A 26,643-nucleotide genomic window follows, 5' to 3' on the forward strand; every position below is an offset into this window, starting at 1 on the left:
CGGACCGGGCAAGGATGCCACGCGCCCGGGCGATCGGCCGGGAATACCCCGGGCGGGTCGAAAGTTGGTGCGGAAGGAGGCGGGGCGAGCGGGTGTCAAGAGCCGTTCGAGGTGGTTTGCGAATCGATGCGTCGTGATGCACACTGACCCCGCCGATTTGTTGAACAGCAGAAATAAGAAGTGGATGGGAATGGCTACGGACTACGACGCCCCCCGCAAGACCGATGACGACTCCGAGTCGATCGAGGCCCTGAAGGAGCGAGTCCCCGACAAGATGTCCGGAGTCGTCGACGTCGATGACGCCGACAACCCGGGCGGATTCGAACTGCCCGGTGCCGATCTGTCCGACCTCGATCTGGACGTCGTGGTCCTTCCGCCCCAGGCGGACGAGTTCACGTGCGTGAGCTGCTTCCTCGTGAAGCACCGCTCGCAGATCGACCACGAGGAGAAGCTCGGACCGATCTGCCTGGAGTGCGCCGCTTAAGCGCCTCCCGGCTCCGAAGGACGACCGCTCCGTCGCCGTGATCCCCGGATCGCGGCGACGATGTCGTCCGGGCGGCGGGTGGAGACCAGCCAGTACGGCGTCGGGTCGGCCGGATCCTCGATCGGGACCCGCACCACCTCCTTCACCCAGCCGCGGATGACCAGGTACGCCCGCGCGTCCAGGCGCGTCCCGCGCTCGGCGAACGCCTGGTCCCCCGAGTAGGAGGACGGCTCGCCCACGAGGTCCAGCGGGATGTGCGCGCGGCCGGCGCGCAGCTCCCCCTCCGCCACCTCGATCACGGGGGAGAGGGCCAGCAGCGACAGCACGCAGCCCGCGTACAGAACGACCGCGACGATCACCCCCACCGCGAGGTCGATGGGCGCGAACACCAGGATGCTGGCGGGGATCACGAGGGCGGTGGCGACGAAGAGCCAGGGCGCGGGCCACAGCCTCTCTCGGTAGGACGGCATGACCCTATTGGATCAGACGTTTGGTCTACCCTCGTCACGTGCCTGCAACCGTCGACGTCCCGATCACCGCGGACCGGCTCCCCTCCTACGCCCGTCCGGGCGACGCGGGAGCCGATCTCCACTCGACGGAGGACGTGGTGCTCGCCCCCGGTGAGCGCGCCTCCGTCGGCACCGGAGTGGCCGTCGCCCTCCCGGAGGGCCACGCCGGCTTCGTCGTCCCCCGCAGCGGGCTGGCCTTCACGCACGGCATCACCGTCGTCAACGCCCCCGGAACGATCGACGCGGGCTACCGCGGCGAGATCCGGGTGGCGCTGCTGAACACCGACAGCCGCGAGACGTACCGCGTCTCGGCGGGGGACCGGATCGCGCAGCTCGTGATCGTCCCCGTCGTCCAGGCGAGGTTCACGGCCGTCGACGAGCTTCCCGAGTCGGTCCGCGGCACGGGCGGCTTCGGATCCACCGGGTACGCCGCCGGCGCCCAGGAGACCAGAATCCACGAGGAGAGCGCATGAGCGACATCCAGCCCACGGCCGGCGAGGCCGCCGAGCCCGTCCAGCAGGACTTCGAGAAGTCGGCGCCGGAGGACCGCGCGGAGGCCGGGCCCCTGGACGAGCGCGAGGCCAACCCGGTCCGCCCCTACATCGACCTCGGCGGGGTGAAGGTGCTTCCCCGCGAGGGCATGCACATCCGCCTCGAGGTCGAGGAGGGGACCAAGCGCGTCATCGCCGTCGGCCTCGACTACGCAGGGTCGACGCTGCAGGTGCAGCCCTTCTCCGCGCCGCGCTCCTCGGGCCTCTGGCACGAGATCCGCGGCCAGATCGCCGAGCAGATCGGCCGTCAGGGCGGATCGACGACGGAGCGCGACGGCGTCTTCGGTCCGGAGCTCGTCGCCGAGCTCCCGATCGCCGGCGGCCAGACCCGCGTCGCCCGGTTCGTCGGCGTCGACGGTCCGCGCTGGTTCCTCCGCGGCGTGATCGCCGGAGCCGGAGCCGTCGACGAGCAGGCGGCCGCCTCGGTCGAGGAGCTCTTCCGCAGCATCGTCGTGGTCCGCGGCAGCGGCCCGATGCCTCCGCGCGACCTGATCCCGCTGAAGGTGCCGACCGGAAGCCAGACCCAGCAGAGCGCGAGCTGACCGGCATGGAGCCGGTGCGGCCCGAGGACCCGGCCCGATCGGAGGAGCCGGTCCGGCCCGAGGTCGGCGACGCGATCGCGCAGGCCGCCCGCCGCTCGGGACTCGGCGCGGTCGCCGACGGCGAGCCGTTCGACGGGAAGGCGCTGCTGCGCACCATGGGCGGCGTCCGGGGGATCCTCGAGGCCGTCGTGCCCGGCATAGCCTTCGTCCTGCTCTACACGGTCACCTCGGAGCTCGTGCTCTCGCTGGTCGCTTCCGTCGGGCTCGCCGTGGCGTTCACGGTGGCGCGGGTGCTCGGCCGGACGCCGGTGATCCAGGCCGTCGGCGGGCTGCTCGCCGTGGTGGTCTCGGCCGCACTGGCGCTGTTCACCGGGCGGGGCGTCGACAACTTCGCCCTGGGGCTGCTCACCAACCTCGTCTACGGGCTCGTCTTCCTCCTCTCCGTCCTCGTGCGCTGGCCCCTGATCGGCGTCGCCGCCGGCTTCCTGATGGGGGACGGCACCTCCTGGCGGTCCGATCGGCGCAAGCGCCGCCTCTTCGGCGCCCTGACCCTCGCGTGGGCGGGGCTCTTCCTCCTGCGCCTGGCCGTGCAGTACCCGCTGTTCCTCGCCGAGGACACCACGGCGCTGGGCATCTGGAAGCTGGCGCTGGGCCTGCCCCTGTACGCGCCGCTGCTGGTGCTCACCGTGCTCGCCGTCCGGGCCGAGTACCGCGGAGCCGGCGAGCGCGCCGATGCGGGCGATGCTCCGGATCGTGCATAGAATTGTCTCGACGTCGAGATAAATAGCGCTCGCCTCCCCGCACCGTCGCGGCGAGGTCGACCGGGCGCCTCGGCGTCGAGGAGTTAGGTCCTCCTTGGTGGCAGGCCGCTGTGCGCGGTCGTCAAGATGAGGACGGAGAGCGGCTCCGCCCGTCGGCGGACGCTGCAGTCAGCGAAGGAGAGGGCGACGTGTCCGCGGTAGACAGCTTTGGATCGAAAGACACCCTGAAGGTCGGCTCGACCGACTACGAGGTGTTCCGCATCGACCGGGTCCCCGGTCACGAGAAGCTCCCGTTCAGCCTCAAGGTGCTGCTCGAGAACCTCCTCCGCACGGAGGACGGCGCGAACATCACCGCCGACCACATCCGCGCCCTCGGCGAGTGGGTCCCGGAGTCGGAGCCCGACACCGAGATCCAGTTCACGCCGGCCCGCGTGGTCATGCAGGACTTCACCGGCGTGCCCTGCATCGTCGACCTCGCCACGATGCGCGAGGCCGTCGCTGCCCTGGGCGGCGACGCGAACCGGATCAACCCGCTCGCGCCCGCCGAGATGGTGATCGACCACTCCGTCATCGCCGACCTCTTCGGCACCGAGGACGCGCTCGAGCGCAACGTCGAGCTCGAGTACGAGCGCAACGGCGAGCGGTACCAGTTCCTCCGCTGGGGCCAGACCGCCTTCGACGACTTCAAGGTCGTCCCGCCCGGAACCGGCATCGTGCACCAGGTCAACATCGAGTACCTGGCCCGCGTCACCATGACCCGCGAGGTGGGCGGCGCGCTGCGCGCCTACCCCGACACCTGCGTCGGCACCGACTCGCACACGACGATGGTCAACGGCCTCGGCGTGCTCGGCTGGGGCGTCGGCGGCATCGAAGCCGAGGCCGCGATGCTCGGCCAGCCCGTCTCGATGCTCATCCCGAAGGTCGTCGGCTTCAAGCTCACCGGCTCGATCCCGACCGGCGTGACCGCGACGGACGTCGTGCTCACCATCACGCAGATGCTGCGCAAGCACGGCGTGGTCGGCAAGTTCGTCGAGTTCTACGGGGCCGGCGTCGCCGCGGTGCCGCTCGCCAACCGCGCCACCATCGGCAACATGAGCCCCGAGTTCGGCTCCACCGCCGCGATGTTCCCCATCGACGACGTGACCCTCGACTACCTGCGCCTCACCGGCCGCAGCGACGAGCAGATCGCCCTCGTCGAGCAGTACTCCAAGCTGCAGAAGCTCTGGCACGACCCCGCGGTCGAGCCGGTCTTCAGCGAGTACCTCGAGCTCGACCTCGGCACCGTCGTCCCCTCGATCGCCGGCCCGAAGCGCCCGCAGGACCGGATCGAGCTCTCGTCCGCCAAGACGCAGTTCGAATCGGACCTCACCAACTACGCGGACGTCTCGCACGACATCGTCGACCTGACCATCGCGGAGTCGTTCCCCGCCTCCGACCCCGGAGAGCTGCAGCCGCAGGACGAGCACAGCAGCCACGAGCACACCCACCGCTCGCACGCGCCGGCGACCGCCTCCAAGCCGACCACGGTCGAGCTCGGCGAGGGCGGGACCTTCACGATCGATCACGGCGCTGTCGCGATCGCGGCGATCACCTCGTGCACCAACACGTCGAACCCGTCCGTCATGCTCGCGGCCGGCCTGCTGGCCCGCAACGCGGCGCAGAAGGGCCTGAAGGCCAAGCCGTGGGTCAAGACCACGCTGGCGCCCGGATCGAAGGTCGTCACCGACTACTACGAGAAGGCCGGCCTGACCGAGTCGCTCGAAGCGCTCGGCTTCTACACGGTCGGCTACGGCTGCACGACCTGCATCGGCAACTCCGGCCCGCTGCTCGAGGAGATCTCGGCCGCGGTGCAGGACAACGACCTCGCCGTGACCGCCGTGCTCTCGGGCAACCGCAACTTCGAGGGCCGCATCAACCCGGACGTGAAGATGAACTACCTGGCGAGCCCCCCGCTCGTCATCGCCTACGCGCTCGCCGGCTCGATGAACTTCGACTTCGAGGTCGACGCGCTCGGCACCGACTCCGACGGCAACGACGTGTTCCTCAAGGACATCTGGCCCGACGCGGCCGAGGTTCAGGCGACGATCGACTCGTCGATCGACAAGTCGATGTTCGACACGCAGTACGCGGGCGTGTTCGACGGCGACGAGCGCTGGCGGGCGCTGCAGACCCCCGAGGGCTCGATCTTCGAGTGGGACGAGTCGTCGACCTACGTGCGGAAGCCCCCGTACTTCGACGGCATGACGATGGAGACGACCCCGGTCACCGACATCGCCGGTGCCCGCGTGCTCGCCAAGCTCGGCGACTCCGTCACGACCGACCACATCAGCCCCGCCGGCTCGATCAAGGCCGACAGCCCCGCCGGCCGCTACCTCGACGAGCACGGCATCGACCGCAAGGACTACAACTCCTACGGCTCGCGCCGCGGCAACCACGAGGTGATGATCCGCGGCACGTTCGCGAACATCCGCCTGCGCAACCAGCTGCTCGACGGCGTGGAGGGCGGCTACACCCGCGACTTCACTCAGCCGGACGCCCCGCAGTCGTTCATCTACGACGCGTCGCAGAACTACCAGGCCGAGGGAACCCCGCTCGTCATCCTGGGCGGCAAGGAGTACGGCTCCGGCTCGTCGCGCGACTGGGCGGCCAAGGGCACGAGCCTGCTGGGCGTCAAGGCGGTCATCGTCGAGAGCTTCGAGCGGATCCACCGCTCGAACCTCATCGGCATGGGCGTCGTCCCGCTGCAGTTCCCCGCGGGCGAGAGCTGGGAGTCGCTGGGCCTGGACGGCACCGAGTCGATCAGCATCTCGGGCATCGAGGAGCTGAACGAGGGCGTCACCCCCAAGACGGTCCACGTCGTCGCCGAGCCGACCGAGCACTCGGCCGAGGGCAAGCAGACCGTCGAGTTCGACGCGGTCGTCCGCATCGACACCCCCGGTGAGGCGGACTACTACCGCAACGGCGGCATCCTGCAGTACGTGCTGCGCTCGCTCGTCTAGATCAGCCGCAGAGCGTGTGCGCCTTCCCTGCGGGGGAGGCGCACACGCGTTCCCGGGGGCCCCGTGCGTAGACTCGGGAGACGTCCCACCTCGCTCACGACCCCGGAAGGCGGCGCGCATGGCTGTTCTCGAGACCATCGGCGGTCCTCGCGATCTCGATCGCCTGACCGCGGCCGAGCTCGAGACGCTGGCGCAGGAGATCCGCGACTTCCTCGTGCGCGAGGTCTCGAAGACCGGCGGCCACCTGGGCCCGAACCTCGGCGTCGTCGAGACGACCATCGCGATCCACCGGGTCTTCGACTCGCCGCACGACGCGATCGTGTTCGACACCGGTCACCAGTCCTACGTCCACAAGCTGCTCACCGGTCGCCAGGACTTCTCGAAGCTCCGGCAGCGCGGCGGCCTCGCCGGCTACCCGCAGCGGAGGGAGTCGCCGCACGACATCGTCGAGAGCTCGCACGCCTCCAGCTCGCTGTCCTGGGCGGACGGCATCTCCCGCGCCTTCACGATGACCGGTCAGACCGACCGCCACGTCGTCGCGGTCGTGGGCGACGGCGCCCTCACCGGCGGCATGACCTGGGAGGCGCTGAACAACATCAGCGACGACAACTCCCGCGGGCTGGTCATCGTGGTCAACGACAACGGGCGCTCCTACGCCCCGACCATCGGCGGCATGGCCCGCTTCCTCAACGGCGTCCGCACGCGGCCGACCTACCGCACGATGCACCGCGGCTCCCGGGCCGTCTCGGAGCGGCTGGGCGGCCCCGCCGCCGCCGTCTACCGCGGCGTGCGCGGCGGGCTCCACGGCTTCCTCAGCCGCTTCATCAACAACGAGGCGCTCTACTCCAACCTCGACATCAAGTACCTGGGGCCGATCGACGGACACGACCTGACGGCGATGGAGGAGGCCCTCCAGCAGGCGAAGGACTACGGCCAGCCGGTCATCGTCCACGCGATCACCCAGAAGGGCAAGGGCTTCGGTCCGGCCGTGCACGACCTCGCCGACCAGTTCCACGCCGTCGGGCAGATCGACCCCGAGACGGGCGAGCCGCTGAGCGCGGCCGGGGCCCGATCGTGGACCTCGGTGTTCGCCGAGGAGATCGTCACCCTGGCCGACGAGGACCCGACGATCGTCGGCATCACGGCCGCCATGCTCCGGCCCGTCGGTCTCGACCGCCTCGCGGAGAAGTACCCGGAGCGCGTCTTCGACGTCGGCATCGCGGAGCAGCACGCCGTGACCTCGGCCGCCGGTCTCGCCTTCGGCGGGCTGCATCCGGTCGTCGCGCTGTACGCCACCTTCGTGAACCGCGCCTTCGACCAGGTCTTGATGGACGTCGCACTGCACCGCGCGGGCGTCACCTTCGTACTGGACCGCGCCGGAGTCACCGGGCCCGACGGTCCGAGCCACCACGGCATGTGGGATCTGGCGATCCTGCAGGTCGTCCCGAACATCCGCCTCGCCGCTCCGCGCGACTCCGTGCGCCTGCGCGAGGAGCTGCGCGAGGCCGTGGGCGTCACCGACGCGCCGACCGTGGTGCGCTTCTCGAAGGGGAGCGTCGGCGACGAGATCGACGCCGTCGAGCGTCTCGGCGACGGCGTCGACGTGCTCGCCCGCGCCGAGCGCAAGGACGTGCTGCTGGTCACCGTCGGACCGATGGCCGCGATGGGTCTCGAGGTCGCTGAGCGGCTCGCGGCCCAGGGTATCGGAGCCACCGTCGTGGACCCCCGCTGGGTCGTGCCCGTGCCCACCAGCATCATCGAGCTCGCCCGCGAGCACCGCATCGTCGTCTCGATCGAGGACGGGGTGCGCGTCGGCGGGATCGGCACGCGCATCCGCCAGGACCTGCGCGAGGCCGGCGTGGACACCGCGGTGACCGAGCTCGGGCTGCCCGACCAGTTCCTCGACCACGCCAAGCGCGAGGAGATCCTCGAGGACGTCGGGCTCACTCCCCAGCACATCGCTCGCGACGTCGTCGCGCAGGTGCTGGGCAGCAAGATCCCGGTCGCCCGTCCGCTCCCGGACGAGGTCGAGGCCCGGGACGACGCCCGCAGCGACTGATCGGCCGTCGGGACCCGTCCCTCAGGCGACGCGCGGAAGGGGCGCCGGATCCGATCCGGCGCCCCTTCCGCGTCACTGCACTCCGCGTCAGTCGACGCCGCGGATCGCGGGGTGGTGGAACGTGTCCCCGAACGCCCGCTTGCTCGCGCCGACCCGGTCGAGATAGGGCGTGAGTCCGCCCATCTGGAACGGGTAGCCCGCGCCGAGGATCAGGCAGAGGTCGATGTCCTCGGCGGCGTGCACGACGTCGTCGTCCAGCATCCGCTTGACCTCGTCCGCGAGACCCGTCTCGACGCGCAGCCGCAGCTGCTCGGCCGTCATCGGCTCCGTGCCGCCGGCGACGATCGCGACCGCGCGCTTGTCGACGCCCTTCACACGCCCCTTCGCGTCGCGCTCGAAGACGCGGCCGAGCTCGGCGAGGCGGTGCAGGTTGGGGCTGTCGAAGAAGCGGTCGGGGAACGCGGTGTGATGGGTGTCGAGCACGTGCGCGCCGACCTTGAGGCCCACCAGCTCGAGCAGCTCGAACGGGGTCATCGGCAGGCCGAACGGAGCCAGCGACTGCTCGACGACCTCGAAGGGAGTGCCCGTGTCGACCGCGTGCATCGCCTCGCCCAGGACCTTCGCCAGCACGCGGTTCACCACGAAGCCCGGGGTGTCGCGCGTGATGACGGCGTTCTTCTTGAGCTTCGCGGCGGTGACCATCGCCGTCGAGAGGGTCTCGTCGTCGGTGTGCGGCGTCCGGACCACCTCGATCAGCGGCATGACCGCGACCGGGTTGAAGAAGTGGAAGCCGACGAGGCGCTCCGGGTGCTCCAGCCGCTCGCCGATGCGCTCGACGGAGAGGGACGAGGTGTTGGTCGCGAGCACCGCCGTGGGCGAGACGTAGCGCTCGATATCGGCGAAGACGTCCTGCTTCACCGACAGCTCCTCGAAGACCGCCTCGATCACCCAGTCGGCGTCGGCGAAGTCGGAGCGGTCGGTCGTGCCGGTGATCAGCGCGCGGAGGCGGTTCGCGTCGTCGGGGGAGACGCGTCCCTTCGCCAGCAGCGCGTCGATCTCGGCGCGGATGCCCGCGACGCCCTTGTCGACCCGCTCCTGGTCGAGGTCGGTGATGACCACCGGCACCTGGAGGCGGCGGAGGAAGAGCAGCGCGAACTGCGAGGCCATGAGGCCCGCGCCGACCACCCCGACCTTGGTGACGGGCTTGGCCAGCGCCCTGTCGGGCGCTCCCGCGGGACGCTTGGCGCGCTTCTGCACCAGATCGAACGCGTAGATGCTCGCGCGGAACTGGTCGCCCGAGATCAGGTCGGCCAGCGCCTCGTCCTCGGCGGCGAAGCCCTCCTCGCGGGTGGTGTTCTTCGCGGCCTTGAGCAGCTCCAGCGCGCGGTACGGAGACGCCGCGACCGTGCCGATCCGCGACTCCAGCTGCTTGCGCGCGATCGAGATCGCGACGTCCCACTTGACCAGCCGCTCCAGCTTGCCGGGCGCGTTCGGCCGCTCCACCTTCACGGAGCCGCCGATCACGCCGTCGGCCCAGCGGAGCGAGTCCTCGAGGAAGGCGGCGGGCGGGAAGATCGCGTCGGCGATGCCGAGGTCGAACACCTCCTGGCCCTTGAGCGTGCGGTTGTTCTTGAGCGGGTTCTCGACGACGACCTTGAGGGCGTTCTCGATGCCGATCAGGTTCGGCAGGAGCCACGCGCCGCCCCAGCCGGGGATGATGCCGAGGAAGACCTCGGGGAGCCCGAGCGCGGGGATGGAGGAGTCGACCGTGCGGTAGTCGGCGTTCAGGCCGATCTCGGTGCCGCCGCCCAGGGCGAGGCCGTTGATGAAGGCGAAGGACGGCACGCCCAGCTCGGCCAGCATCCCCAGCGTGCGGTGGCCCAGGCGCGCCAGCTGGCGGCCGAGCTCACGGCTCGGGATGGCCCCGACCTTGCTGAGGTCGGCTCCCGCGGCGAGGATGAACGGCTTGCCGGTGATGCCGACCGCCTGGATCTCGCCGCGCGAGGCGCGCTCCTTCTGCGTGAGGAGGACGTCCGCCAGCTCGAAGAGCGACGCCGGTCCGAAGGTGTTGGGGCGGGTGTGGTCGCGGTCGTTGTCGAGCGTGATCAGGGCGAGCGTGCGGCCGCTGGGCAGCGGCACGTCGCGGACGTAGGAGTGGGTGACGACCTCGCCCTCGACGAGGTCCACGAGGTTCTCGAATCCGTCGAGCATGGGTCAGCGTCCCTTCCGTCGTCCGCGCTTGCCGTCGTAGTGCGGGTTCTCCCAGATCACCGTGCCGCCCTGGCCGAGGCCGACGCAGAGGGCCGTCACGCCGTAGCGGACCTCGGGGTGCGACTCGAACTGCCGGGCCAGCTGGATCATCAGCCGGACCCCGGAGGAGGCGAGCGGGTGGCCGATCGCGATCGCTCCGCCGTACTCGTTGACGCGCGGGTCGTCGTCGTCGAGGCCGAAATGGTCGAGGAAGGAGAGCACCTGCACGGCGAACGCCTCGTTGAGCTCGAAGAGCCCGATGTCCTCGATGCCCAGGCCCGCCTTGCGGAGCGCCTTCTCGGTCGAGGGGACCGGGCCGATGCCCATGATCTCGGGCTCGACGCCGGCGTACGCGAAGCTCACCATCCGCATCTTCGCGGACAGGCCCAGCTCCTGCGCGGCGTCGGCGCTGGCCAGGAGCGACACCGTCGCTCCGTCGTTGAGCCCGGAGGAGTTGCCCGCGGTCACCCGGCCGTGGGGGCGGAACGGGGTCCGCAGGCCCGCGAGGCCCTCGAGGGTCGTCTCGGGGCGCGGTGCCTCATCGGCGGTCGCGAGGCCCCAGCCCGCGGCGCTGCGCGTGGCGACGGGGACGAGGTCCGGCTGGATGCTGCCGGCGGCGTACGCGGCGGCGAGCTTCTGCTGGCTCCGCAGGGCGTAGTGGTCGGCGCGCTCCTTCGTCAGGTGCGGGAAGCGGTCGTGGATCCGCTCCGCCGTGCGGCCCATGTTGAGCGCGTCCTCGCCGACGAGGCGCTCGGAGAGGAAGCGCGGGTTGGGGTCGGCGCCGAAGCCCATCGGATGCCGGCCCATGTGCTCCACGCCGCCGGCGAGGACCACGTCGTAGGCGCCGAACGCGATGCCGCCCGCGGTCGCGGTGACCGAGGTCATCGCTCCGGCGCACATGCGGTCGATGGCGAAGCCGGGCACCGACTTCGGCAGCCCTGCGAGCAGCGCCGCCGTGCGGCCGAGGGTCAGGCCCTGGTCGCCCTGCTGGGTGGTGGCGGCGATCGCCACCTCGTCCACCCGCTCCTTCGGCAGCGCGCCGTTGCGCTCCAGCAGACCGATCATCGCCTTGACGACGAGGTCGTCGGCTCGGGTCTGCCAGTACATGCCCTTCTCGCCGGCACGCCCGAACGGAGTACGGACTCCGTCGACGAACACGACTTCGGATCTCTCGGCCACAATGCCTCCCAGGAACTCACGGTCGCCGTCGATCGTAGGAACCGGCACCGCGCAGCCGGAATCCTTTGCCGCTTCCTACGAAGGGGTTTCGGTGCCCTCGGCCGGCGCTTGGGCCGCTTCGACAAACGCGGTGGCGATCGAGCCCGACGTGGCCTCGACCTGCCAGGCGCGGGCGCCGGCGCGGGTGAGCTCCGCGGCGACCGACTCCGCGGTCAACGGCTCGGGCGGGTTCCAGGCCACCCGGCGCAGCAGCTCCGGCGTGAGCAGGTTCTCGACCGGGAGCGAGAGCAGCTCGGCGATCTCGGTGACCACGGCGCGTCCCGCCTTCAGGCGCGCGTCGGCGGCCGGGTTGCGATCGCCCCACGCGCGGGGAGGGGGGAGCGTGTCGGCGGCCGGGCGGGTCGGGCTCGGCAGGTCCTCGGTCGTCGTCCCGCGCTCGATCGCGGCCCACCAGCGCTCGACCTCGCCGCGGCTGGCGCGGCCAGTGAAGTCGCGGCGGCCCGAGAGCTGGCCGATGCTGGTCGGGATGTTGCGGGCGACCGCGATGATCGAGGAGTCGGGGATCAGGCGGCCGGGAGCGATGTCGCGCTCGCGGGCGAACGCGTCCCGGGCCAGCCAGAGCTCGCGCGCCACGGCGAGGGGGCGCGGGCCGCGGAGCGAGTGCATGCCGGAGAGGCGGCGCCACGGGTCCGGCGGGACCGCCTTCGGGGCGCGCGCGAGCGTCGCCTCGAACTCCTCGCGGGCGATGCGCGTCTTCCGCGCGGCGATGAGCTTCTCCTCCATGCGGTCGCGGAGGTCGACGAGGAGCTCCACGTCCTTCGCGGCGTAGACGAGCCAGCTCTGGGGGAGGGGGCGGGTCGACCAGTCGGCGGCCGAGTGCTCCTTGGCCAGGTGGATGCCGAGGAGGTCCTCGACGACGGCGCCGAGGCCCACCTTGGGCAGTCCGAGGAGCCGGGCGGCGAGCTCGGTGTCGAAGATCCGCACCGGGTCCAGGCCCACCTCGCGCAGGCAGGCGAGATCCTGGCTGGCGGCGTGGAGGACCCACTCCTCCTGGCCGATGACCGCCTGCAGGGCGTCCATCCGGCCGATGGCGGGGGGATCGAAGAGGAACGCGCCGGCACCGCGCCGGTAGACCTGGATCAGGTACGCGCGCTGCGAGTAGGTGAAGCCGGAGGCGCGCTCGGCGTCGACGGCGACGGGGCCCTCGCCGGCGGCGAGGGCGTCGACCGCGGCGAGGAACTCGTCGGGCGTGGAGAGGACACGGTAATCAGTCACGGTTGTTCCGTCGGAAGGCGAGCGGGGTCACACCGTCGCTCGATACGGGCGGGAGACCCGCGAGCATGCACAACAGCTCCCCCCACCCTTCCACGTGAGCGGCGAGCTGCGCATCATCCGGGCTCCAGGAGGCGCGGATCTCGATCTGCGCACCGTCCCCCTGAGCGGCCAGCTCGCCGAAACCGGTGGAGAGCACCTTGGTGGCCGTGCCGGACGCGGCGGAATAGGAGGCGCCCCGCGCCCCGAGGGCGTCGATGAGCCAGGACCAGGCGACCTCGGCGAGGAACGGATCGGTGCCGATCTCGACCTCGAGCGGGGCCTGGGCGAAGCAGACGACACGGAAGGGGCCGCCCCACTGCTCGGGCTCCTCGGGGTCGTAGAGCAGGATGAAGCGCCCCGTGCCCAGCTCGGAGTCGCGTCCGTGCGCGTGCGGCGCGACGTCGCCCGACAGGGCGAGGGCCCAGGGCGCGAGACCCGACGGCGAGGCGATCTCGGACACGGTGAGCTCGGCGCGCGTGGCAGCGGCGCGGATCGACTCCGTCGCGACCCGGAACTCCTCGGGGAGCTGGGACGACGCTGGGAATTCGGGCACGGTCGCAGACTAGGGTTCCGACGCGCCCGGGACGCGGAGGCACGCCGGGTGGGCGGCTCTCAGCGCGTGCGGCTCCAGCGGGCGTAGACGGCCCCGGAATCGTCCGCGGCCAGGAGCGTCAGGGCGTAGGCGTCGTCGACGACGGCCGTGCCCGTCGCGACCGGGAGGCCCGGCAGGACGACGCGCGGCGAGGTGGTGAGGCACAGCTCGTCGACCCGGCCCGAGGCGAGGAACTGGCCCGAGAGCGAGGCGCCGCCCTCGCAGACGACGCGGTGCAGGCCGAGCCCGGCGAGAGCCTCCAGGAGCTCGTCGACGCCGATCCGCTCCGAGGAGGACGGGACCCGGACCACCTCGACGCCGGCGGGGAGCCCCTCCACCGCGCCGCGCGACTCCGGCACCAGCAGCAGGACCCGGGAGCCCTCCTGCAGCTCCAGGCGGTGCCCGGCGAGATCGCCCGAGGCGGAGACGACGGCGAGCGGGACCCGCCGGGGGACGCGGTAGCCCTCGGCGCGGACGCTCGCGGCTCCGACGAGGACGACGTCGGCCTGCTCGCGGACGACTCCGAGGATCGTGCGGTCGACGCGGTTGGTGAGCGTCTCGCTCGTGCCGTCGGAGCCGGTGCTGGAGCCGGTGACGCTCGCGATCATGTTCAGGCGCACGCGCACCGCCTCGTCGGGACGCCAGGCGTCCGCGACCGCCGCTCGCGCGCCCTCCTCGCCGATCACGATCGGCGGACCGGCGGGGACGAGCGGCCGGAGGATCATGCGGCCAGGTGCGCGCGGACCTGCCGCTTGGTACGGCCGAGCAGCGCGGTCATGCCGCGCAGGCGCAGCGGCGAGACCGCCTCCGAGAGGCCGATGGTCTGCGGGAAGTCGTCGGGGACGGCGAGCACCTGCTCGGGGGTGAGCCCGGCCAGGCCCTGCGCCAGGATCGACGCGAAGCCGCGCGTCGTGGGCGCCTCGCGGGGAGCCGTGGCGTGCAGGTGCACGATCCCGCCCTCGACGTCGACGACGATGAAGACGGGCGCCTGGCACTCCTCCACGCGCTCGAAGAGGTCCGGGTGGTCGCGGTAGCGCTCGGGCAGGTCGGGGAGCTCGTTCGAGAACTCGAGCAGGAGCTGCAGGCGCTCCGGCTTCTCGAGGGCGAGGAACTCCTCGCGGATGTCGCGCAGAGCGTCGGGGAGCGTGGTGTCGGTCATCCGGTCCAGTGTCTCATCGGGGGAGGGGCGGCGGGCGGTCGCAGCGGAGGCCGGGAGCCCGGATCCGGCCCGTCGACGGGCGGATCGGCGCTCCCGGCCTCCGTCGTGACGCGTCAGCGGGCCGCGGGGGCCTCGCCGGGCTCGGCGCCCTGCACGATCGGGACGCGGACGGCGCTGCCCCACTCGGTCCAGGAGCCGTCGTAGTTGCGGACGCCCTCGAAGCCGAGGAGGTGGGTCAGCACGAACCAGGTGTGGGCGGAGCGCTCGCCGATCCGGCAGTAGGCGATGACGGAGTCGCCGTCCTTCAGCCCCGCGCCCTCGCGGTAGATGCCGTTCAGCTCGTCGAGGGGGCGGAAGGTGCCGTCCTCGGCGGCGGCCCTGCCCCACGGCACGTTCTGCGCGCTCGGGATGTGACCGGCGCGCAGGGCGCCCTCCTCCGGGTAGGCCGGCGCCGTGGTGCGCTGCCCGGTGAACTCCTCCGGGGAGCGGACGTCGATCAGCGGGTTGCCGAAGTGCGCGAGGACGTCGTCCTTGAAGGCGCGGATCTCGGCGTCGCTGCGTTCGACGACGGGGTACTCGGCGGGCTCCGGGGAGGAGGCGTCGGTGGTCGTCGGGCGGCCCTCCGCGAGCCACTTGTCGCGGCCGCCGTCGAGCAGACGGACGTCCTCGTGACCGAAGAGGGTGAAGACCCAGAGCGCGTAGGCGGCCCACCAGTTGTTCTTGTCGCCGTAGACGACGACGGTGGTGTCGCGGGCGATGCCCTTGCCGCCGACGAGCGCGGCGAACGCGGCGCCGTCGATGTAGTCGCGCTGCACCGGGTCGTTGAGGTCGGTGTGCCAGTCGATCTTGACGGAGCCGGGGATGTGGCCGGTCTCGTAGAGCAGGACGTCCTCGTCGGACTCGACGACGACGAGACCGGGAGTGCCGAGGCGCTGCTCGAGCCAGTCGGCGCTGACGAGCCGTTCGGGGTGCGCGTAGGAGGCGAACTTCGGCGACGGATCGGTTTCGACGGACAAGGAGGACCTCCAGGATGGTGCGCGGAGCGCGGGCGTGATTCCACGGCGGGCTACGCTGGAGCCCGCCCTTCAGCGACAGTACGCGTCCGCGGACGACGCCGCACGGAGGGCGCCGTAAGAGTTCGACACAGAACCGCGGCGGCTCCGTGCCCGGTGCGGCCGCCGCCACTGAGCGCACGGACCCCGCCGTGCGCAGGATGCGAGACGCGAGTGAGCCCCGACGACGTCCGATCGACGAGCAGCCTGACCGCCCGCTCGCCCCAGATCAGCGGGCACGAGATCGCGTCGACGCTGGTGCCCCCGCGCCAGTTCGAGGGCGCCACCTTCGAGAGCTACCGTCCCGACCCGGAGTACCCCTCGCAGGCCGACGCGGTGGAGGCTCTCCGCGCGTTCGCCGCCGGCGGCGGATCCAAGGGAGGCGGAGGCGGCTTCCTGGGCTTCGGCCGGAAGAAGGCCCCCGCGGTCATGCCGGGCGTGTACCTCGACGGCGGCTTCGGCGTCGGCAAGACCCACCTGCTCGCGGCGATCTGGCACGCGGTGCCGGGCCGCACCTACTTCGGGACGTTCATCGAGTACACCGCACTCGTCGGCGCGCTCGGCTACGCGGCGACCGTCTCGCTCCTCAAGGGCTCGGCGCTGCTGTGCATCGACGAGTTCGAGCTGGACGACCCGGGCGACACGATGCTGATGACGCGGCTCCTCGGCGAGCTGGTCGCCTCCGGGACCCGCATCGCCGCGACCTCGAACACCCCGCCCAACGCGCTGGGCGAGGGGCGCTTCGCCGCAGCGGACTTCCTCCGCGAGATCCAGTCGATGGCCGCCCACTTCGAGACGATGCGGATCGACGGCACCGACTACCGGCGCCGCGACATCGAGGGCCACGCCGTGGTGCGCACCGACGAGGAGATCGACGCTCTCGTCGCGGCCGCCCCCGCCGGCTCCGTCGTCACCGACGACCCGTTCGCGGACGCCGTGCACCACCTGGGCACCGTGCACCCCTCCCGCTACATCAAGGTGATCGACGGCGTCGACACCATCGTGCTCCGGGGCGTCACCGCTCTGACCGACCAGACCGACGCCCTGCGCCTCGTGGCCTTCATCGACCGGGTCTACGACGCGCAGATCCCGGTCCTCGCCTCCGGGACGCCCCTCGACGAGGTCTTCGGCGGCGACATGCTGAGCGGCGGCTACCGCAAGAAGTACCTGCGCTCGATGTCGCGGCTCATCGCGCTCACCTCGATGGCGCCCCGCTCCTAGGGGCGGATCCGCTCTCCTCCCGGCGTTCCCGGGGTCGTCGTCGTGCCGTCCGCCAGCGCGCCGTAACGCGCTTTTTACACAGGGGCCTCGGCCGTAACCTCCGCGAAACGCGGTGCCTCACGGGACGAAACCTCGCGCCACCAGACTGTCGGCTACCCGAGGTGACCCGACACCCGCGTGTCTCCAGGCCGTGCTCCGACGCAGCGTCCTCGCTCCGGGCTTTTCTCTGCACACTCACGAGAGGTTCAACAATGGATCAAGGCAATACCGCGTTCCTGCTCATCGCAGCCGCGCTGGTCCTGCTCATGACCCCCGGGCTCGCCTTCTTCTACGGCGGCCTGGTGCGTGCGAAGAGCGTCATCAGCATGATGATGCTCAGCTTCGGAGCCATGGGCCTCATCGGGGTCCTCTGGGTCCTGTACGGCTACGCGATCGCGTTCGGCAACGGCCCGTCCGGCCCCGCCGGGACCGACACCTTCGTCGGCATCGACGGCGTCCTCGGCATCGACACCGCCCAGATCGGCCTGCAGGGCATCTACAACGACGCGCTCGGCGAGCAGACGTCGGCCTACCCGACGCTGGCCTTCGCCGCGTTCCAGGCGACGTTCGCGATCATCACCGTCGCGCTCATCTCCGGCGCCATCGCGGACCGCGCGAAGTTCGGCGCCTGGATGGTCTTCGCCGGCGTCTGGGCCACCGTCGTGTACTTCCCGGTCGCCTCGTGGGTCTTCAACTTCACCCTCGGCGACGACGCCACCGTCGTCGACGGCGGCTGGATCGCCTACGGCGTCGGCGCGATCGACTTCGCGGGCGGCACCGCCGTCCACATCAACGCCGGAGCGGCGGCCCTCGCCCTCGCCCTGGTGCTCGGCAAGCGCGTCAACTTCACCAAGGGCGCGCACCAGCCGCACAACCCGCCGTTCGTGCTCCTGGGCGCCGGACTGCTGTGGTTCGGCTGGTTCGGGTTCAACGCCGGCTCCGAGCTCGCCGCCGACGGCATCGCGGCCGTCGCCTTCCTGAACACCATCGCCGCTCCGGCCGCCGCGATCCTCGGCTGGCTCGTCGTCGAGAAGATCAAGGACGGCAAGCCCACCTCGATCGGCGCCGCCTCGGGCGCGGTCGCGGGCCTCGTCGCGATCACCCCGGCCTGCGCCAGCCTGTCGCCGTTCTGGGCGATCGTCCTGGGCGTCATCACCGGCGCCGTCTGCGCCCTGGCGATCGACCTGAAGTACCGCCTCGGCTACGACGACTCGCTCGACGTGGTCGGCGTGCACCTGGTCGGCGGCCTCATCGGAACGCTCTACATCGGCTTCTTCGGCACCGGCGTGGGCCTGTTCCTCACCGGCGACGCGAGCCAGCTCGGCAAGCAGGCCCTCGCGGCCTTCACCGTCCTCGCCTACTCCTTCGTCATGACGCTCCTCATCGGCTGGATCATCCAGAAGACGATGGGCTTCCGCGTGAAGAACGAGGACGAGATCGCCGGCATCGACACGGCCATCCACGGAGAGGCGGGCTACGTCCTGGCGGACTGACGCCCTAATCCGCAGCACCCGACGGGGTGCCGGCTCTCCGGAGCCGGCACCCCGTCGGCGCGTCCGCGACGGGCGACCGCCGGGCGCGCCCCCGCGGGCGGGCGGCTGAGAATCCGGGCTAGGGTTCCGGGGTGCCCTCCTCGCGCTCGGTCGTGTCCCTGCTCCTCCGACTCCTCGGCCGCGCGGTCGCCCCGCGGCCGGACGCCGGGCCCCGCCCGCAGCGCCCGTACCTGAGCACGACGGCGCCGACCCCGGGCGCGAGCGGAGTGGGCCGCACCGTCGAGGTCGACCCGTCGCGGCTCCGCGGGGTCCGCCTGGGCTACGCGCCCACGCCCGACGGCGACCCGGACCCGGGCGAGGTCGTCTGGACCTGGGTGCCGTACGAGGAGGACGACGGCCGCGGCAAGGACCGCCCGGTGCTCGTGCTCGCGGTCGAGAAGTCGGGGACGGTGCTCGCCGTGCGGCTGAGCTCGAAGGAGCACTCCGACTACCTGGCCGTCGGGACCGGCGGCTGGGACCCGGACGGGCGCCCCAGCTGGGTCGACCCGGAGCGCGTGTTCCGCGTGCACCCCGCCGGGATGCGTCGCGAAGGAGCAGCTCTGGAGCGTGCTCGGTACGACGCCGTCGCCCGGGTGCTCTCGGCGCGGTACGGCTGGCACTGAGCGCTCGACGTCGTCGAACGGCCACGAGAGGTCGCCGCTGAGCGCCTCAGGGGAGGTCCCTGCCCGTCGAACGAGGGCCGTGCTCCTCGGAGGAGGCGTCAGACCGGGTCGATCGGCACGAAGCCCGCGTACTTCGCGGCGCGGCCGTCCCCGTAGGACGTGCCGGTGAGCCTGCGCCGCACCCACGGCGCGACGTGCTGCCGGTAGTACTGCACGGTTCCGCCGCGCCGGAGTGCGGCCTCGGGAGCGTCGGGTAGCGCGGCGTGCGGCGTGAGCCCGAGCGCCCGCAGGACCCGGTCGGCCACCCGCCGGTGCCCCCGCGGGCCGAGGTGCAGGCGGTCCTCCGACCACAGCTCCGGATCGGCGAAAGCGGGGTCGTGCCAGTTGTCGGCGACGACCACGTCGGTCCGATGGCTCGTCCGACGCAGGACGGCGTCGGTCAGCGCGTCCCCGCGGCGGCGGATGAGCGAGCCGAGCGGGAGCCGCGGCGACGGGTCGGCGCCGGCCAGGGCGATCAGCACGACGCCCTGCTCGTCGCAGCGCTCGAGGACGCGGAGGTAGGCGTCGGCGATCCGCTCGATGTCGGCGCGCGGGCGCAGCATGTCGTTGCCGCCTCCGTTGAAGGAGAGGTGGGTCGGGCCCAGGGCGAGCGCGGGCTCGAGCTGCTCGGCGAGGATCGGCGCGATGAGCCGGCCCCGGATCGCGAGATTGGCGTACTCGATCCGCTCGCCCGTGGCCGCCGCCCATCCCGCGGCCGTCAGATCGGCCCAGCCCCGCGGGGTGCCGTCCGGCCGCTCGTCGCCGACGCCCTCGGTGAAGGAATCGCCGATCGCGACGTAGCGGACGGCCGTCATCGGCGGGTTCCGGAGGTGCGCATCGTGGCACTGTACCGCTCCGCGGCCGGGCTCAGGCGCGGCGCCTCAGCGGGGTGACAGGTGCCGAGCGGACGCTGCTGGGGCGGTCCGGCGTCGCGGCGCCCGGCGCTGCGGCGAGCAGCTCCTCCTCGGGCCGGGTGCCGGGCCGATGCTCGCGCTCGGGACGCGGGGCGGCCCGGAACCAGGCGGCCAGCGCGGAGGACCGGCGGTGCCTCCGGTGGTCGCGGTCCAGCTCGGCGGTGCCTCGGTAGCCGGAGCCCCGGGCGATGCGGTCGAGGCCGCCGAGAGCGACGGGGGTGCTCGCCATCAGGACGGCGGCCAGCTCGAGTCGGCGGAGGGCGAGGTGCTCGTCGAGGCCGAGCCCGTAGCAGCGGCGGAACCGCAGCCGCAGCAGCAGGGCGGGCATCCGCAGCTCGGCGGCGAGGTGGTGGACGGTGAAGCGCCGATCGAGGTAGCGCTCGTTGACGAGGGCGGCCGCCGCGATGGCGACGACGTCGAGCGGCCGGCGGGAGGCGGCGAGGCGGGGGGTGGAGGTTCGGGTGTCCAAGGGAGGCATGCACAGGAGACGCGCGAGGTCCCTGTTCGTGACGCGGAGGCGCAGAATGCGTCCGGGGTGGCGCAGTGATCGGTGTCGGACCGGCTCGACCGGCAGGGGCTGTGCCATCGTCGGGAGGGGGCGGAGTCCCCGCCGATCCGGAACCGACACCCAGGAGACGACCGCATGGCGCACGCCGCGCTGATCATCCACAGCGCACGGAAGGTCGACGAGGCCGGGACGGTGGAGGACCACTGGCTCCTCGCGCGGGACGGCGCGATCACGGCGACCGGCAGCGGCACCGGCTGGCAGGCGCAGGCGGAGGGGGCGCAGCTGCACGACGCGCGGGGCCTCACCGCTGTCCCGGGCTTCCTCGACCTCCATGTGCACGGAGGGGGCGGTCACGGCTTCGACGGAGGAGCGGAGGCGATCCGCGCGGGCCTCGCGCTGCACCGCTCCCGTGGCACCACGCGCTCGCTGGTCAGCCTGGTCTCGGCGCCGCTGGAGCAGCTGGAGTCCTCTCTGGACGCGGTCTCGGCTCTCGCGGCCGCCGACCCGCTCGTGCTCGGCGCGCACCTCGAGGGCCCGTTCCTCGCGCCCTCGCGCAGGGGAGCGCACGACCCCGCGGCTCTCGTGCACCCCTCCTCCGGCGCGGTCGACCGGCTGCTGGACGCCGCCCGCGGACGCCTCGCGCAGATCACGCTCGCGCCCGAGCTGCCGGGAGCCCTCGCGGCGGTGGAGCGGCTCGCCGGCGCCGGCACGGTGGTCGCGGTGGGCCACACCGAGGCGGACGCCGACCAGGCGCGGGCCGCGTTCGACCGCGGAGCCCGGCTGGTCACGCACGCGTTCAACGCCATGCCCGGGATCGGCCACCGCTCCCCGGGCCCGATCCCGGTGGCCCTGGGAGACGAGCGGGTCGCGCTCGAGCTGATCCTCGACGGCCGGCACGTGGACGTCGAGGTGGTGCGGCTCGCGTTCGCGGCGGCTCCCGCGCGGATCGCGCTCGTCACCGACGCGATGGCGGCGGCCGGGGCGGGCGACGGAGCGCACCGCCTCGGCCCGCTCGACGTCGAGGTGCTCGGCGGAGTCGCCCGGCTCGCGGGCACCGCTGTGCTCGCCGGATCCACGCTCACGCAGGACGAGGCCCTGCGGCGCGCCGTCGGGCCCGGCCGGCTCGGGCTGGAGGCGTCCGTCGCCGCCCTCACCGCCGTTCCCGCCCGCGTGCTCGGCCGTGGCGACCTCGGCCTGCTGGCCCCCGGGTACCGCGCCGACGTCGTCCTGCTCGACGCGTCGCTCCGCGTGCAGCGGGTCTGGGCCGAGGGGCGCCCGTTCCCCGACTCCGCGGCCGGCGCGTCGCGACCCCGGGTCAGGGCGTCGGCGTGACGGTCCAGGTCCCCTCGGTCTGGACGGCCATGACGCCGGGCAGGTCGGCCTCGAACACCTCGGAGAAGGCGACGGAGTCGCCGAACAGCTGCGGCTGATCGGAGGTCGTGAACACGCGGCCGGAGAACGAGTCGTCCGGACCCGCGGGCGTGTAGTCGACCGTCACGCGCGGGACGTCGTCGGAGAAGAACAGGACGGCCGGGCCGGTGCCGGACTGTGCACCGCTCACCGTCGCGAGATCGTTCCAGCTCTGCAGGCCGAGCGTCCACGGCCCGTCGGCTCGGACGATCACCTGCTGCTCGACGGGGTCGTCGCGGAAGATCCCGGTCAGGAACGACCCCGTCATCGGGGCGGCGGCCTCGCCGAAGGGCGTCATCCGGCCCGCGGCGGTGACGATCGCCGTGCCGGTGCAGGCCGAGCAGTCCAGGCTCAGGACGACCGCGAACTCGCCCTGCCGCTGGAACGACACGTCGGCCGGGCCGGTGCCCGAGACGGTGGCGGGGACTCCCTCGCCGACCGGCCCGGCGTCGACGACGATTCCGACCGGCTCGGCGGTCGCCGGAGCGGAGGGGGTCGGGCTCGGAGTGATCAGGTCGGTGATGGCGGGTCTCGGCGTCCGCGAGGCGGGCGCGGACGCCGTGGCGACCGCCTCGGCCCCGCCGCCGGCGGTGCACCCGCCCAGCAGCAGGAGCCCCGCCGCTGCCGTCGTCGCCACTGCTGCTGTCGTCCCCCGAGCCCTCATGCGTCCAGACTGCCAGGGCTGGTCCGGATCGTCGTCCCCGGAGGGAGTCAGAGGAGCAGGGTGCCGAGGCCCGCGGCGGCGAGGACGACGATCCACGGGGGCACGGTCCAGCGCGTCAGCGCCACGAAGGCGCCGATCGCGAGCGCCAGGGCGCCGGTCGAGCCGATGCCCTCCGTCAGCACCGGGTCGTAGAGGGCGGCGCCGAGCAGTCCCACCACGCCGGCGTTCACGCCGGCCAGCGCCCTCTGCGCGACCGGCAGGTGCCGCAGCCGCTGCCAGAACGGGAGCACGCCGACCACGAGCAGAGCGCCCGGCAGGAAGATCGCGACCAGCGCGATCGCCGCCCCCGCAACGCCGTCCGGCGTCCCCGCGCCCACCGCGCCGAGGAACGCGGAGAAGGTGAAGAGCGGGCCCGGCACCGCCTGCGCCGCGCCGTAGCCGGCCAGGAACTCGCTCTGCCCGACCGTGCCGGCGCCGACCGTCTGCGCCTCCAGCAGAGGCAGCACGACGTGGCCGCCCCCGAACACCAGAGCGCCCGCGCGGTAGAAGACGGAGGCGAGACCCGCCGCTCCCTCGCCCGTGAGAGCGGCCAGCAGGGGGAGGCCGGCCAGGAGGAGCCCCCAGAGGGCGAGCGCCGAGACCGCGAGCGCCGTCGGGATCCGGACCGCGAAGCCCGGGCCCTCGTCCGGAGCCGCCTCCTCGCCGCGCAGCCACAGGACGCCGGCCAGGCCCGCCGCCGCGATCACCGCCACCTGCAGCGCGGGCTCCGGGGCGAGGAGCACGGCGACGGCCGCCGCGCCGGCGATCGTCGCGCGGCGGCGGTCCGGTGCGAGCGAGCGCGCCATCCCGAGCACGGCCTGCGCGACGACCGCGGCCGCCGCCGCCTGGAGGCCCAGGAGCCAGCCGGCGGAGGCGACATCGCCCGCAGCGGCGACGAGACCGGCGACGAGGACCAGGGCGATCGCCGAGGGGAGCGTGAATCCGCACCACGCGGCGATGAGTCCGGCGAGTCCCGCGCGCTGCAGGCCGACCGCCATCCCGACCTGGCTGGACGCGGGTCCGGGGAGGAACTGGCACAGCGCGACGAGGTCGGCGTACGCGCGATCGGTCAGCCAGCCGCGGCGCACCACGAACTCCTCGCGGAAGTAGCCGAGGTGCGCGATCGGCCCGCCGAACGAGGTCAGCCCGAGGCGGAGGAACACGAGGAGCACGGGGAGGGCACCGCCCCGCTGCAGCCGACCCGTCTCCGACACGGGGGCATCCTGCCAGACGGCGGTGTCCGGCGCGCGTCGTGTCACCGGAAAAGGGACGATAAGCGGCCGGATAAGCGATTCCTGGTGCGTTCTCTTCCGGTTGATAAAGCGGTGGGTAGAAATACTGAACCCTTTCTCATCCCCTCTGTTAGCCTGATCCGGCTTCCCTTTCCTTCTCGAGGAGAAGGTGATCCGCATCAGTAGCGCGAGCACTGCCGCTCGTTCACTGAACGCCTTCTCCTCCTCTTTCGATCGGTGTACCCGGAACGGTGACGATCGGAAAGGCTCTCTCTTCCGTGACTCCTCAGGACACTGCCGTAGGCGACTCCGCCGACTCCTCCCGCACCGGCTCCCGGTCGGGCGTCAAGGCCCTCTCCGCTCTCTCCCGCCGCACGATCCTCGCCGGATCCGTCGCCGGCGCGGGCGCGATCGCGTTCGCGACGCCGGCCCTCGCGGCCGGCGACCTCACCGCGGTGCCCCGACTGCCCGGCGAGGTCTCGCGCCTGTCCACCGCCACGTCGAAGACGGGCGGGAAGCGCTACGAGATCATCGACGTCGTCGTCGCGGGGGACCGGGCGCGCCTGTTCGTGCCGCACGCGACGCCTCCGTCGCAGACCAGGGGCGCATCGATGCTCTGGTACTACCACGCCCGCAACGGCACCCACACGGCGCTCTCGAGCGCGTTCGCTTACTCCGCCGACCTCGCCGTGGACCGCGGCATCGTCAGCATCTGCCCGACCTACGGCGGCAGCATCTGGTCGAGCCCGCGGGCGATCGAGATCCAGGCCGCTGTCGCCGCCTGGGCCTCGTCGGTGTGGCGGATCGACGCGAGCCTCCTGCGCTCCGACTCCGGAGGCGGGCCGCTCCTGGCCTGGGCCTACGGGAAGCGGATGGTGCCGAACATCCGGGGCGCGTACCTCTGCAGCAGCTCCTACGACATGGAGGAGCGCGCGGCGAGCGAGCCGGACAAGATCGGCCCCGAGTACGCGGATGCGGCGGCGATCGCCGCCACCAACCCGGCGCGGCTGCCCGCGTCGGTGTGGCGCGGCGCCCGGCTGAGGATCACCGGATCTCCCGACGACGTCATGGTGCCGCTCGCCCTGCACGGCGCCGCCCTGCACGCCGCGGCCCTGCCCCTGGCGAAGGAGGCGACGCTGCGCACCCACCCGGGGGAGGGCACCGACGGCCACAAGGTCCCGAGCTTCACGAACAAGGAGATGCTCGACACCTTCCAGCGCTGGATCGCCGAGGGCCCCGTGCCGCAGACGGAGCCCGAGCCCGAGACGCCACCCGTGTCCACGCTGCCCGGCGCGGGCACCTACGAGAACGGCGCCGCGCAGATCGTCACCACCGGCACCTGGACGACGCTGAAGGCCACCGCGGACAGCGGCGGGAGCATCGCCTACTCGACCAGCTCCGGCGCCTCCGCGACGCTCGCCTTCACCGGCACGAGCATCGCCTGGATCAGCCGACTCACGTCGTCCTCCGGGATCAACGACGTCGAGCTCGACGGCGTGAAGGTCGCCTCCGTCGACCGCTACAGCGCGTCCACCCGCTCGAAGCAGACGGTGTGGAGCAGCGGACAGCTCGCGGCCGGGCCGCACACGCTGACGATCCGCCGGGGGAGCAGCCGCAATCCGGCCTCGACCGGCAGCAACCTGCTGCTCGACTCCTTCGTGGTCGGCGACGCGACGCCTCCGCCGGCGACGACCCTGCCCGGAGCGGGCACCTACGAGAACGGCGCCGCCCCGATCGTCACGACCGGCACGTGGTCGACGCTGAAGGCGAGCACGGACAGCGGCGGCAGCATCGCCTACTCGACCACCGCGGGCGCCTCCGCCACCCTCGCCTTCACGGGCACCAGCGTGAGCTGGATCAGCCGCCTCACCGGCTCGTCCGGCATCAACGACGTCGAGCTCGACGGAGTCAAGGTCGCGTCCGTCGACCGCTACAGCGCCGCGACGCGATCAAAGCAGACGGTCTGGAGCAGCGGACAGCTCGCGGCCGGGCCGCACACGGTGACCATCCGCCGCGGAAGCGGCCGCAATCCCTCCTCGAGCGGCACCAACCTGATCCTCGACGCGTTCGTGGTCGGCGACGCCGCTCCGGTCCCCACGGTCACCGTGCCCACGCCGATCGCGGAGTGGTCCTTCGCCGAGAGCGCCGCCCCCTTCGCCTCGGCCGTCGCGGGCGCTCCGGCGCTCCGGCAGGGTGCGGGCTCCTCCGCCCGCGCCGTCGCCACGCCGTTCGGCACCGGAGTCGCCCTCAACGGGACGACGGACCACCTGGTCGTCCCCAAGGGCGAGGTCGGCCCGCTCAACCTGGGCGCCTCGACCGGCCAGGTGACGATCGCGGTGTGGGTGCTCAACTCCGACGCGGACGGCGCCTGCATCGCGGGCGTCTGGGAGGAGTCGACGGTCGGGCCGCTGCGCTCCTACGCGCTGTTCAACAACCTCCCCGAGTACGGCGGCTGGGAGCGCGTGTGCATGCACGTCTCGAAGCTCGGCGGGCCGACGCCCGGCTACCCGTACTCGCGCGACTACTCGGTGGAGCCCCGCCGGATCACGCGCGGCGTGTGGCAGCTGCACGTCGGGACGTACGACGGCGCAGTCGCGGTCTCGTACCTCGACGGCGCCGCCACCGCGTACCCGGTGTACACGGACAAGCTCGGCGCGACCTACGCCAAGAACCCCTACGTCTACCCCGACGGCCTCAACGCGGCTCCGGGCGACTTCGTGGTCGGAGCGGTCGGCCGGGACGGCACGATGATCAACCGCTTCGCCGGCTCCCTCGCCCGACTGCGGGTGTGGGACCGGGCGCTGACCGCGGAGCAGGTGAAGCAGCTCTACTCGGCCGAGAAGGGCGCACTCGGCTGACGACACGAGGGCGGTGACACGAGTCCGAGAAGCGGATGATCCGCTTCTCGGACAAGGCCGTGTAAGCAATAGCCGGTGTCCCTCTTTCGAGGATGATTTTATCGGCTGAGTTC

Annotated in this window: 23 protein-coding genes; 11 read left to right on the plus strand and 12 right to left on the minus strand. The window is 72.4% G+C overall.

All coding sequences use genetic code 11. From position 1 onward, the window contains the following. The first annotated feature begins 190 nt into the window (after positions 1 to 190). Positions 191 to 484, plus strand: a complete 294-nt coding sequence (locus C5D50_RS12250; RefSeq protein WP_055792269.1) for a DUF4193 domain-containing protein — start codon at positions 191 to 193, stop codon at positions 482 to 484. Here the strand turns inward: C5D50_RS12250 and C5D50_RS12255 are convergent. Further along, entirely contained in the window at positions 481 to 954 is a 474-nt protein-coding gene (locus C5D50_RS12255; protein WP_104232568.1) for a DUF3093 domain-containing protein, read from the minus strand. The two genes, C5D50_RS12250 and C5D50_RS12255, sit on opposite strands and share 4 nt — an antisense overlap. A gap of 38 nt (positions 955 to 992) precedes the next feature. On the opposite strand from C5D50_RS12255, the gene dut reads away from it, so the two are divergent. The 5 genes from dut to dxs all read left to right on the plus strand — a co-directional run bounded on the left by dut (position 993) and on the right by dxs (position 7,905). Next, positions 993 to 1,466 (plus strand): dUTP diphosphatase, encoded by a 474-nt coding sequence (gene dut / locus C5D50_RS12260; protein WP_104283626.1) that lies wholly within the window; start codon positions 993 to 995, stop codon positions 1,464 to 1,466. After that, on the plus strand, positions 1,463 to 2,086 hold the full coding sequence (locus tag C5D50_RS12265; protein WP_104248032.1) for a DUF3710 domain-containing protein: 624 nt from the start codon (positions 1,463 to 1,465) through the stop codon (positions 2,084 to 2,086). Before dut ends, C5D50_RS12265 begins: the two co-directional genes overlap by 4 nt. Positions 2,087 to 2,091: 5 nt before the next feature. Next, on the plus strand, positions 2,092 to 2,847 hold the full coding sequence (locus C5D50_RS12270) for a DUF3159 domain-containing protein (protein WP_104273659.1): 756 nt from the start codon (positions 2,092 to 2,094) through the stop codon (positions 2,845 to 2,847). A 188-nt stretch (positions 2,848 to 3,035) separates the two neighbouring features. Then, the gene (gene acnA, locus C5D50_RS12275; protein WP_104267882.1) at positions 3,036 to 5,846 is read left to right on the plus strand and encodes an aconitate hydratase AcnA; all 2,811 of its coding nucleotides are present in this window, start codon (positions 3,036 to 3,038) and stop codon (positions 5,844 to 5,846) included. A 118-nt stretch (positions 5,847 to 5,964) separates the two neighbouring features. After that, a complete protein-coding gene (dxs, locus tag C5D50_RS12280; RefSeq protein ID WP_104268674.1) occupies positions 5,965 to 7,905 on the plus strand; it encodes a 1-deoxy-D-xylulose-5-phosphate synthase in 1,941 nt (646 codons plus the stop codon). Between the two features lie 87 nt (positions 7,906 to 7,992). On the opposite strand, the gene C5D50_RS12285 is transcribed toward dxs, so the two are convergent. From C5D50_RS12285 to C5D50_RS12315, 7 genes are all read right to left on the minus strand, one after another. After that, positions 7,993 to 10,116 (minus strand): 3-hydroxyacyl-CoA dehydrogenase NAD-binding domain-containing protein, encoded by a 2,124-nt coding sequence (locus C5D50_RS12285; RefSeq protein ID WP_104283627.1) that lies wholly within the window; start codon positions 10,114 to 10,116, stop codon positions 7,993 to 7,995. A gap of 3 nt (positions 10,117 to 10,119) precedes the next feature. Further along, positions 10,120 to 11,334 (minus strand): thiolase family protein, encoded by a 1,215-nt coding sequence (locus C5D50_RS12290; protein ID WP_104250321.1) that lies wholly within the window; start codon positions 11,332 to 11,334, stop codon positions 10,120 to 10,122. A 75-nt stretch (positions 11,335 to 11,409) separates the two neighbouring features. Beyond that, positions 11,410 to 12,609 (minus strand): ribonuclease D, encoded by a 1,200-nt coding sequence (locus tag C5D50_RS12295; protein ID WP_104283628.1) that lies wholly within the window; start codon positions 12,607 to 12,609, stop codon positions 11,410 to 11,412. Beyond that, positions 12,602 to 13,201, minus strand: a complete 600-nt coding sequence (locus tag C5D50_RS12300) for a DUF3000 domain-containing protein (RefSeq protein WP_104222090.1) — start codon at positions 13,199 to 13,201, stop codon at positions 12,602 to 12,604. Before C5D50_RS12300 ends, C5D50_RS12295 begins: the two co-directional genes overlap by 8 nt. Before the next feature lie 59 nt (positions 13,202 to 13,260). Beyond that, on the minus strand, positions 13,261 to 13,965 hold the full coding sequence (locus C5D50_RS12305) for a dihydrofolate reductase family protein (RefSeq protein WP_104232575.1): 705 nt from the start codon (positions 13,963 to 13,965) through the stop codon (positions 13,261 to 13,263). Then, positions 13,962 to 14,399, minus strand: coding sequence for a SufE family protein (locus C5D50_RS12310; protein ID WP_104222086.1), 438 nt, complete (start codon positions 14,397 to 14,399; stop codon positions 13,962 to 13,964). The genes C5D50_RS12305 and C5D50_RS12310 overlap by 4 nt, the downstream gene beginning before the upstream one ends. A 113-nt stretch (positions 14,400 to 14,512) precedes the next feature. Then, on the minus strand, positions 14,513 to 15,415 hold the full coding sequence (locus C5D50_RS12315; RefSeq protein ID WP_104232576.1) for a sulfurtransferase: 903 nt from the start codon (positions 15,413 to 15,415) through the stop codon (positions 14,513 to 14,515). A 210-nt stretch (positions 15,416 to 15,625) separates the two neighbouring features. Here C5D50_RS12315 and zapE point away from each other — a divergent pair, with 210 nt between their 5' ends. The 3 genes from zapE (at position 15,626) to C5D50_RS12330 (ending at position 18,866) form a co-directional block, all read left to right on the plus strand. After that, positions 15,626 to 16,672 (plus strand): cell division protein ZapE, encoded by a 1,047-nt coding sequence (zapE, locus tag C5D50_RS12320; RefSeq protein ID WP_104283629.1) that lies wholly within the window; start codon positions 15,626 to 15,628, stop codon positions 16,670 to 16,672. Positions 16,673 to 16,923: 251 nt separating this feature from the next. Next, entirely contained in the window at positions 16,924 to 18,204 is a 1,281-nt protein-coding gene (locus C5D50_RS12325; RefSeq protein ID WP_104222080.1) for an ammonium transporter, read from the plus strand. Between the two features lie 131 nt (positions 18,205 to 18,335). Next, positions 18,336 to 18,866, plus strand: coding sequence for a type II toxin-antitoxin system PemK/MazF family toxin (locus C5D50_RS12330; RefSeq protein WP_167299028.1), 531 nt, complete (start codon positions 18,336 to 18,338; stop codon positions 18,864 to 18,866). A gap of 98 nt (positions 18,867 to 18,964) precedes the next feature. Here C5D50_RS12330 and C5D50_RS12335 read toward each other — a convergent pair whose 3' ends face one another. Beyond that, complete coding sequence (locus C5D50_RS12335; RefSeq protein WP_104283630.1) at positions 18,965 to 19,720, minus strand: SGNH/GDSL hydrolase family protein; 756 nt, start codon at positions 19,718 to 19,720, stop codon at positions 18,965 to 18,967. A 52-nt stretch (positions 19,721 to 19,772) separates the two neighbouring features. Continuing rightward, positions 19,773 to 20,288, minus strand: coding sequence for a hypothetical protein (locus tag C5D50_RS12340; protein ID WP_104283631.1), 516 nt, complete (start codon positions 20,286 to 20,288; stop codon positions 19,773 to 19,775). A 174-nt stretch (positions 20,289 to 20,462) separates the two neighbouring features. Here C5D50_RS12340 and C5D50_RS12345 point away from each other — a divergent pair, with 174 nt between their 5' ends. Then, positions 20,463 to 21,659 carry an N-acetylglucosamine-6-phosphate deacetylase gene (locus C5D50_RS12345; protein WP_104289016.1) on the plus strand — a complete coding sequence of 399 codons (1,197 nt, stop codon included), beginning with the start codon at positions 20,463 to 20,465 and terminating at the stop codon, positions 21,657 to 21,659. On the opposite strand, the gene C5D50_RS12350 is transcribed toward C5D50_RS12345, so the two are convergent. Beyond that, a complete protein-coding gene (locus C5D50_RS12350; protein WP_146086929.1) occupies positions 21,643 to 22,401 on the minus strand; it encodes a hypothetical protein in 759 nt (252 codons plus the stop codon). The genes C5D50_RS12345 and C5D50_RS12350 overlap by 17 nt on opposite strands. A 47-nt stretch (positions 22,402 to 22,448) precedes the next feature. Beyond that, positions 22,449 to 23,654: a chromate efflux transporter gene (gene chrA, locus C5D50_RS12355; RefSeq protein WP_258069619.1), complete on the minus strand. Its 1,206-nt coding sequence runs from the start codon at positions 23,652 to 23,654 to the stop codon at positions 22,449 to 22,451. Positions 23,655 to 23,950: 296 nt separating this feature from the next. Here chrA and C5D50_RS12360 point away from each other — a divergent pair, with 296 nt between their 5' ends. After that, positions 23,951 to 26,530, plus strand: coding sequence for a LamG-like jellyroll fold domain-containing protein (locus C5D50_RS12360; protein WP_104283635.1), 2,580 nt, complete (start codon positions 23,951 to 23,953; stop codon positions 26,528 to 26,530). Positions 26,531 to 26,643: the final 113 nt, after the last annotated feature.

Source organism: Rathayibacter sp. RFBD1 (genome assembly GCF_002932915.1).
Lineage (GTDB): Bacteria > Actinomycetota > Actinomycetes > Actinomycetales > Microbacteriaceae > Rathayibacter.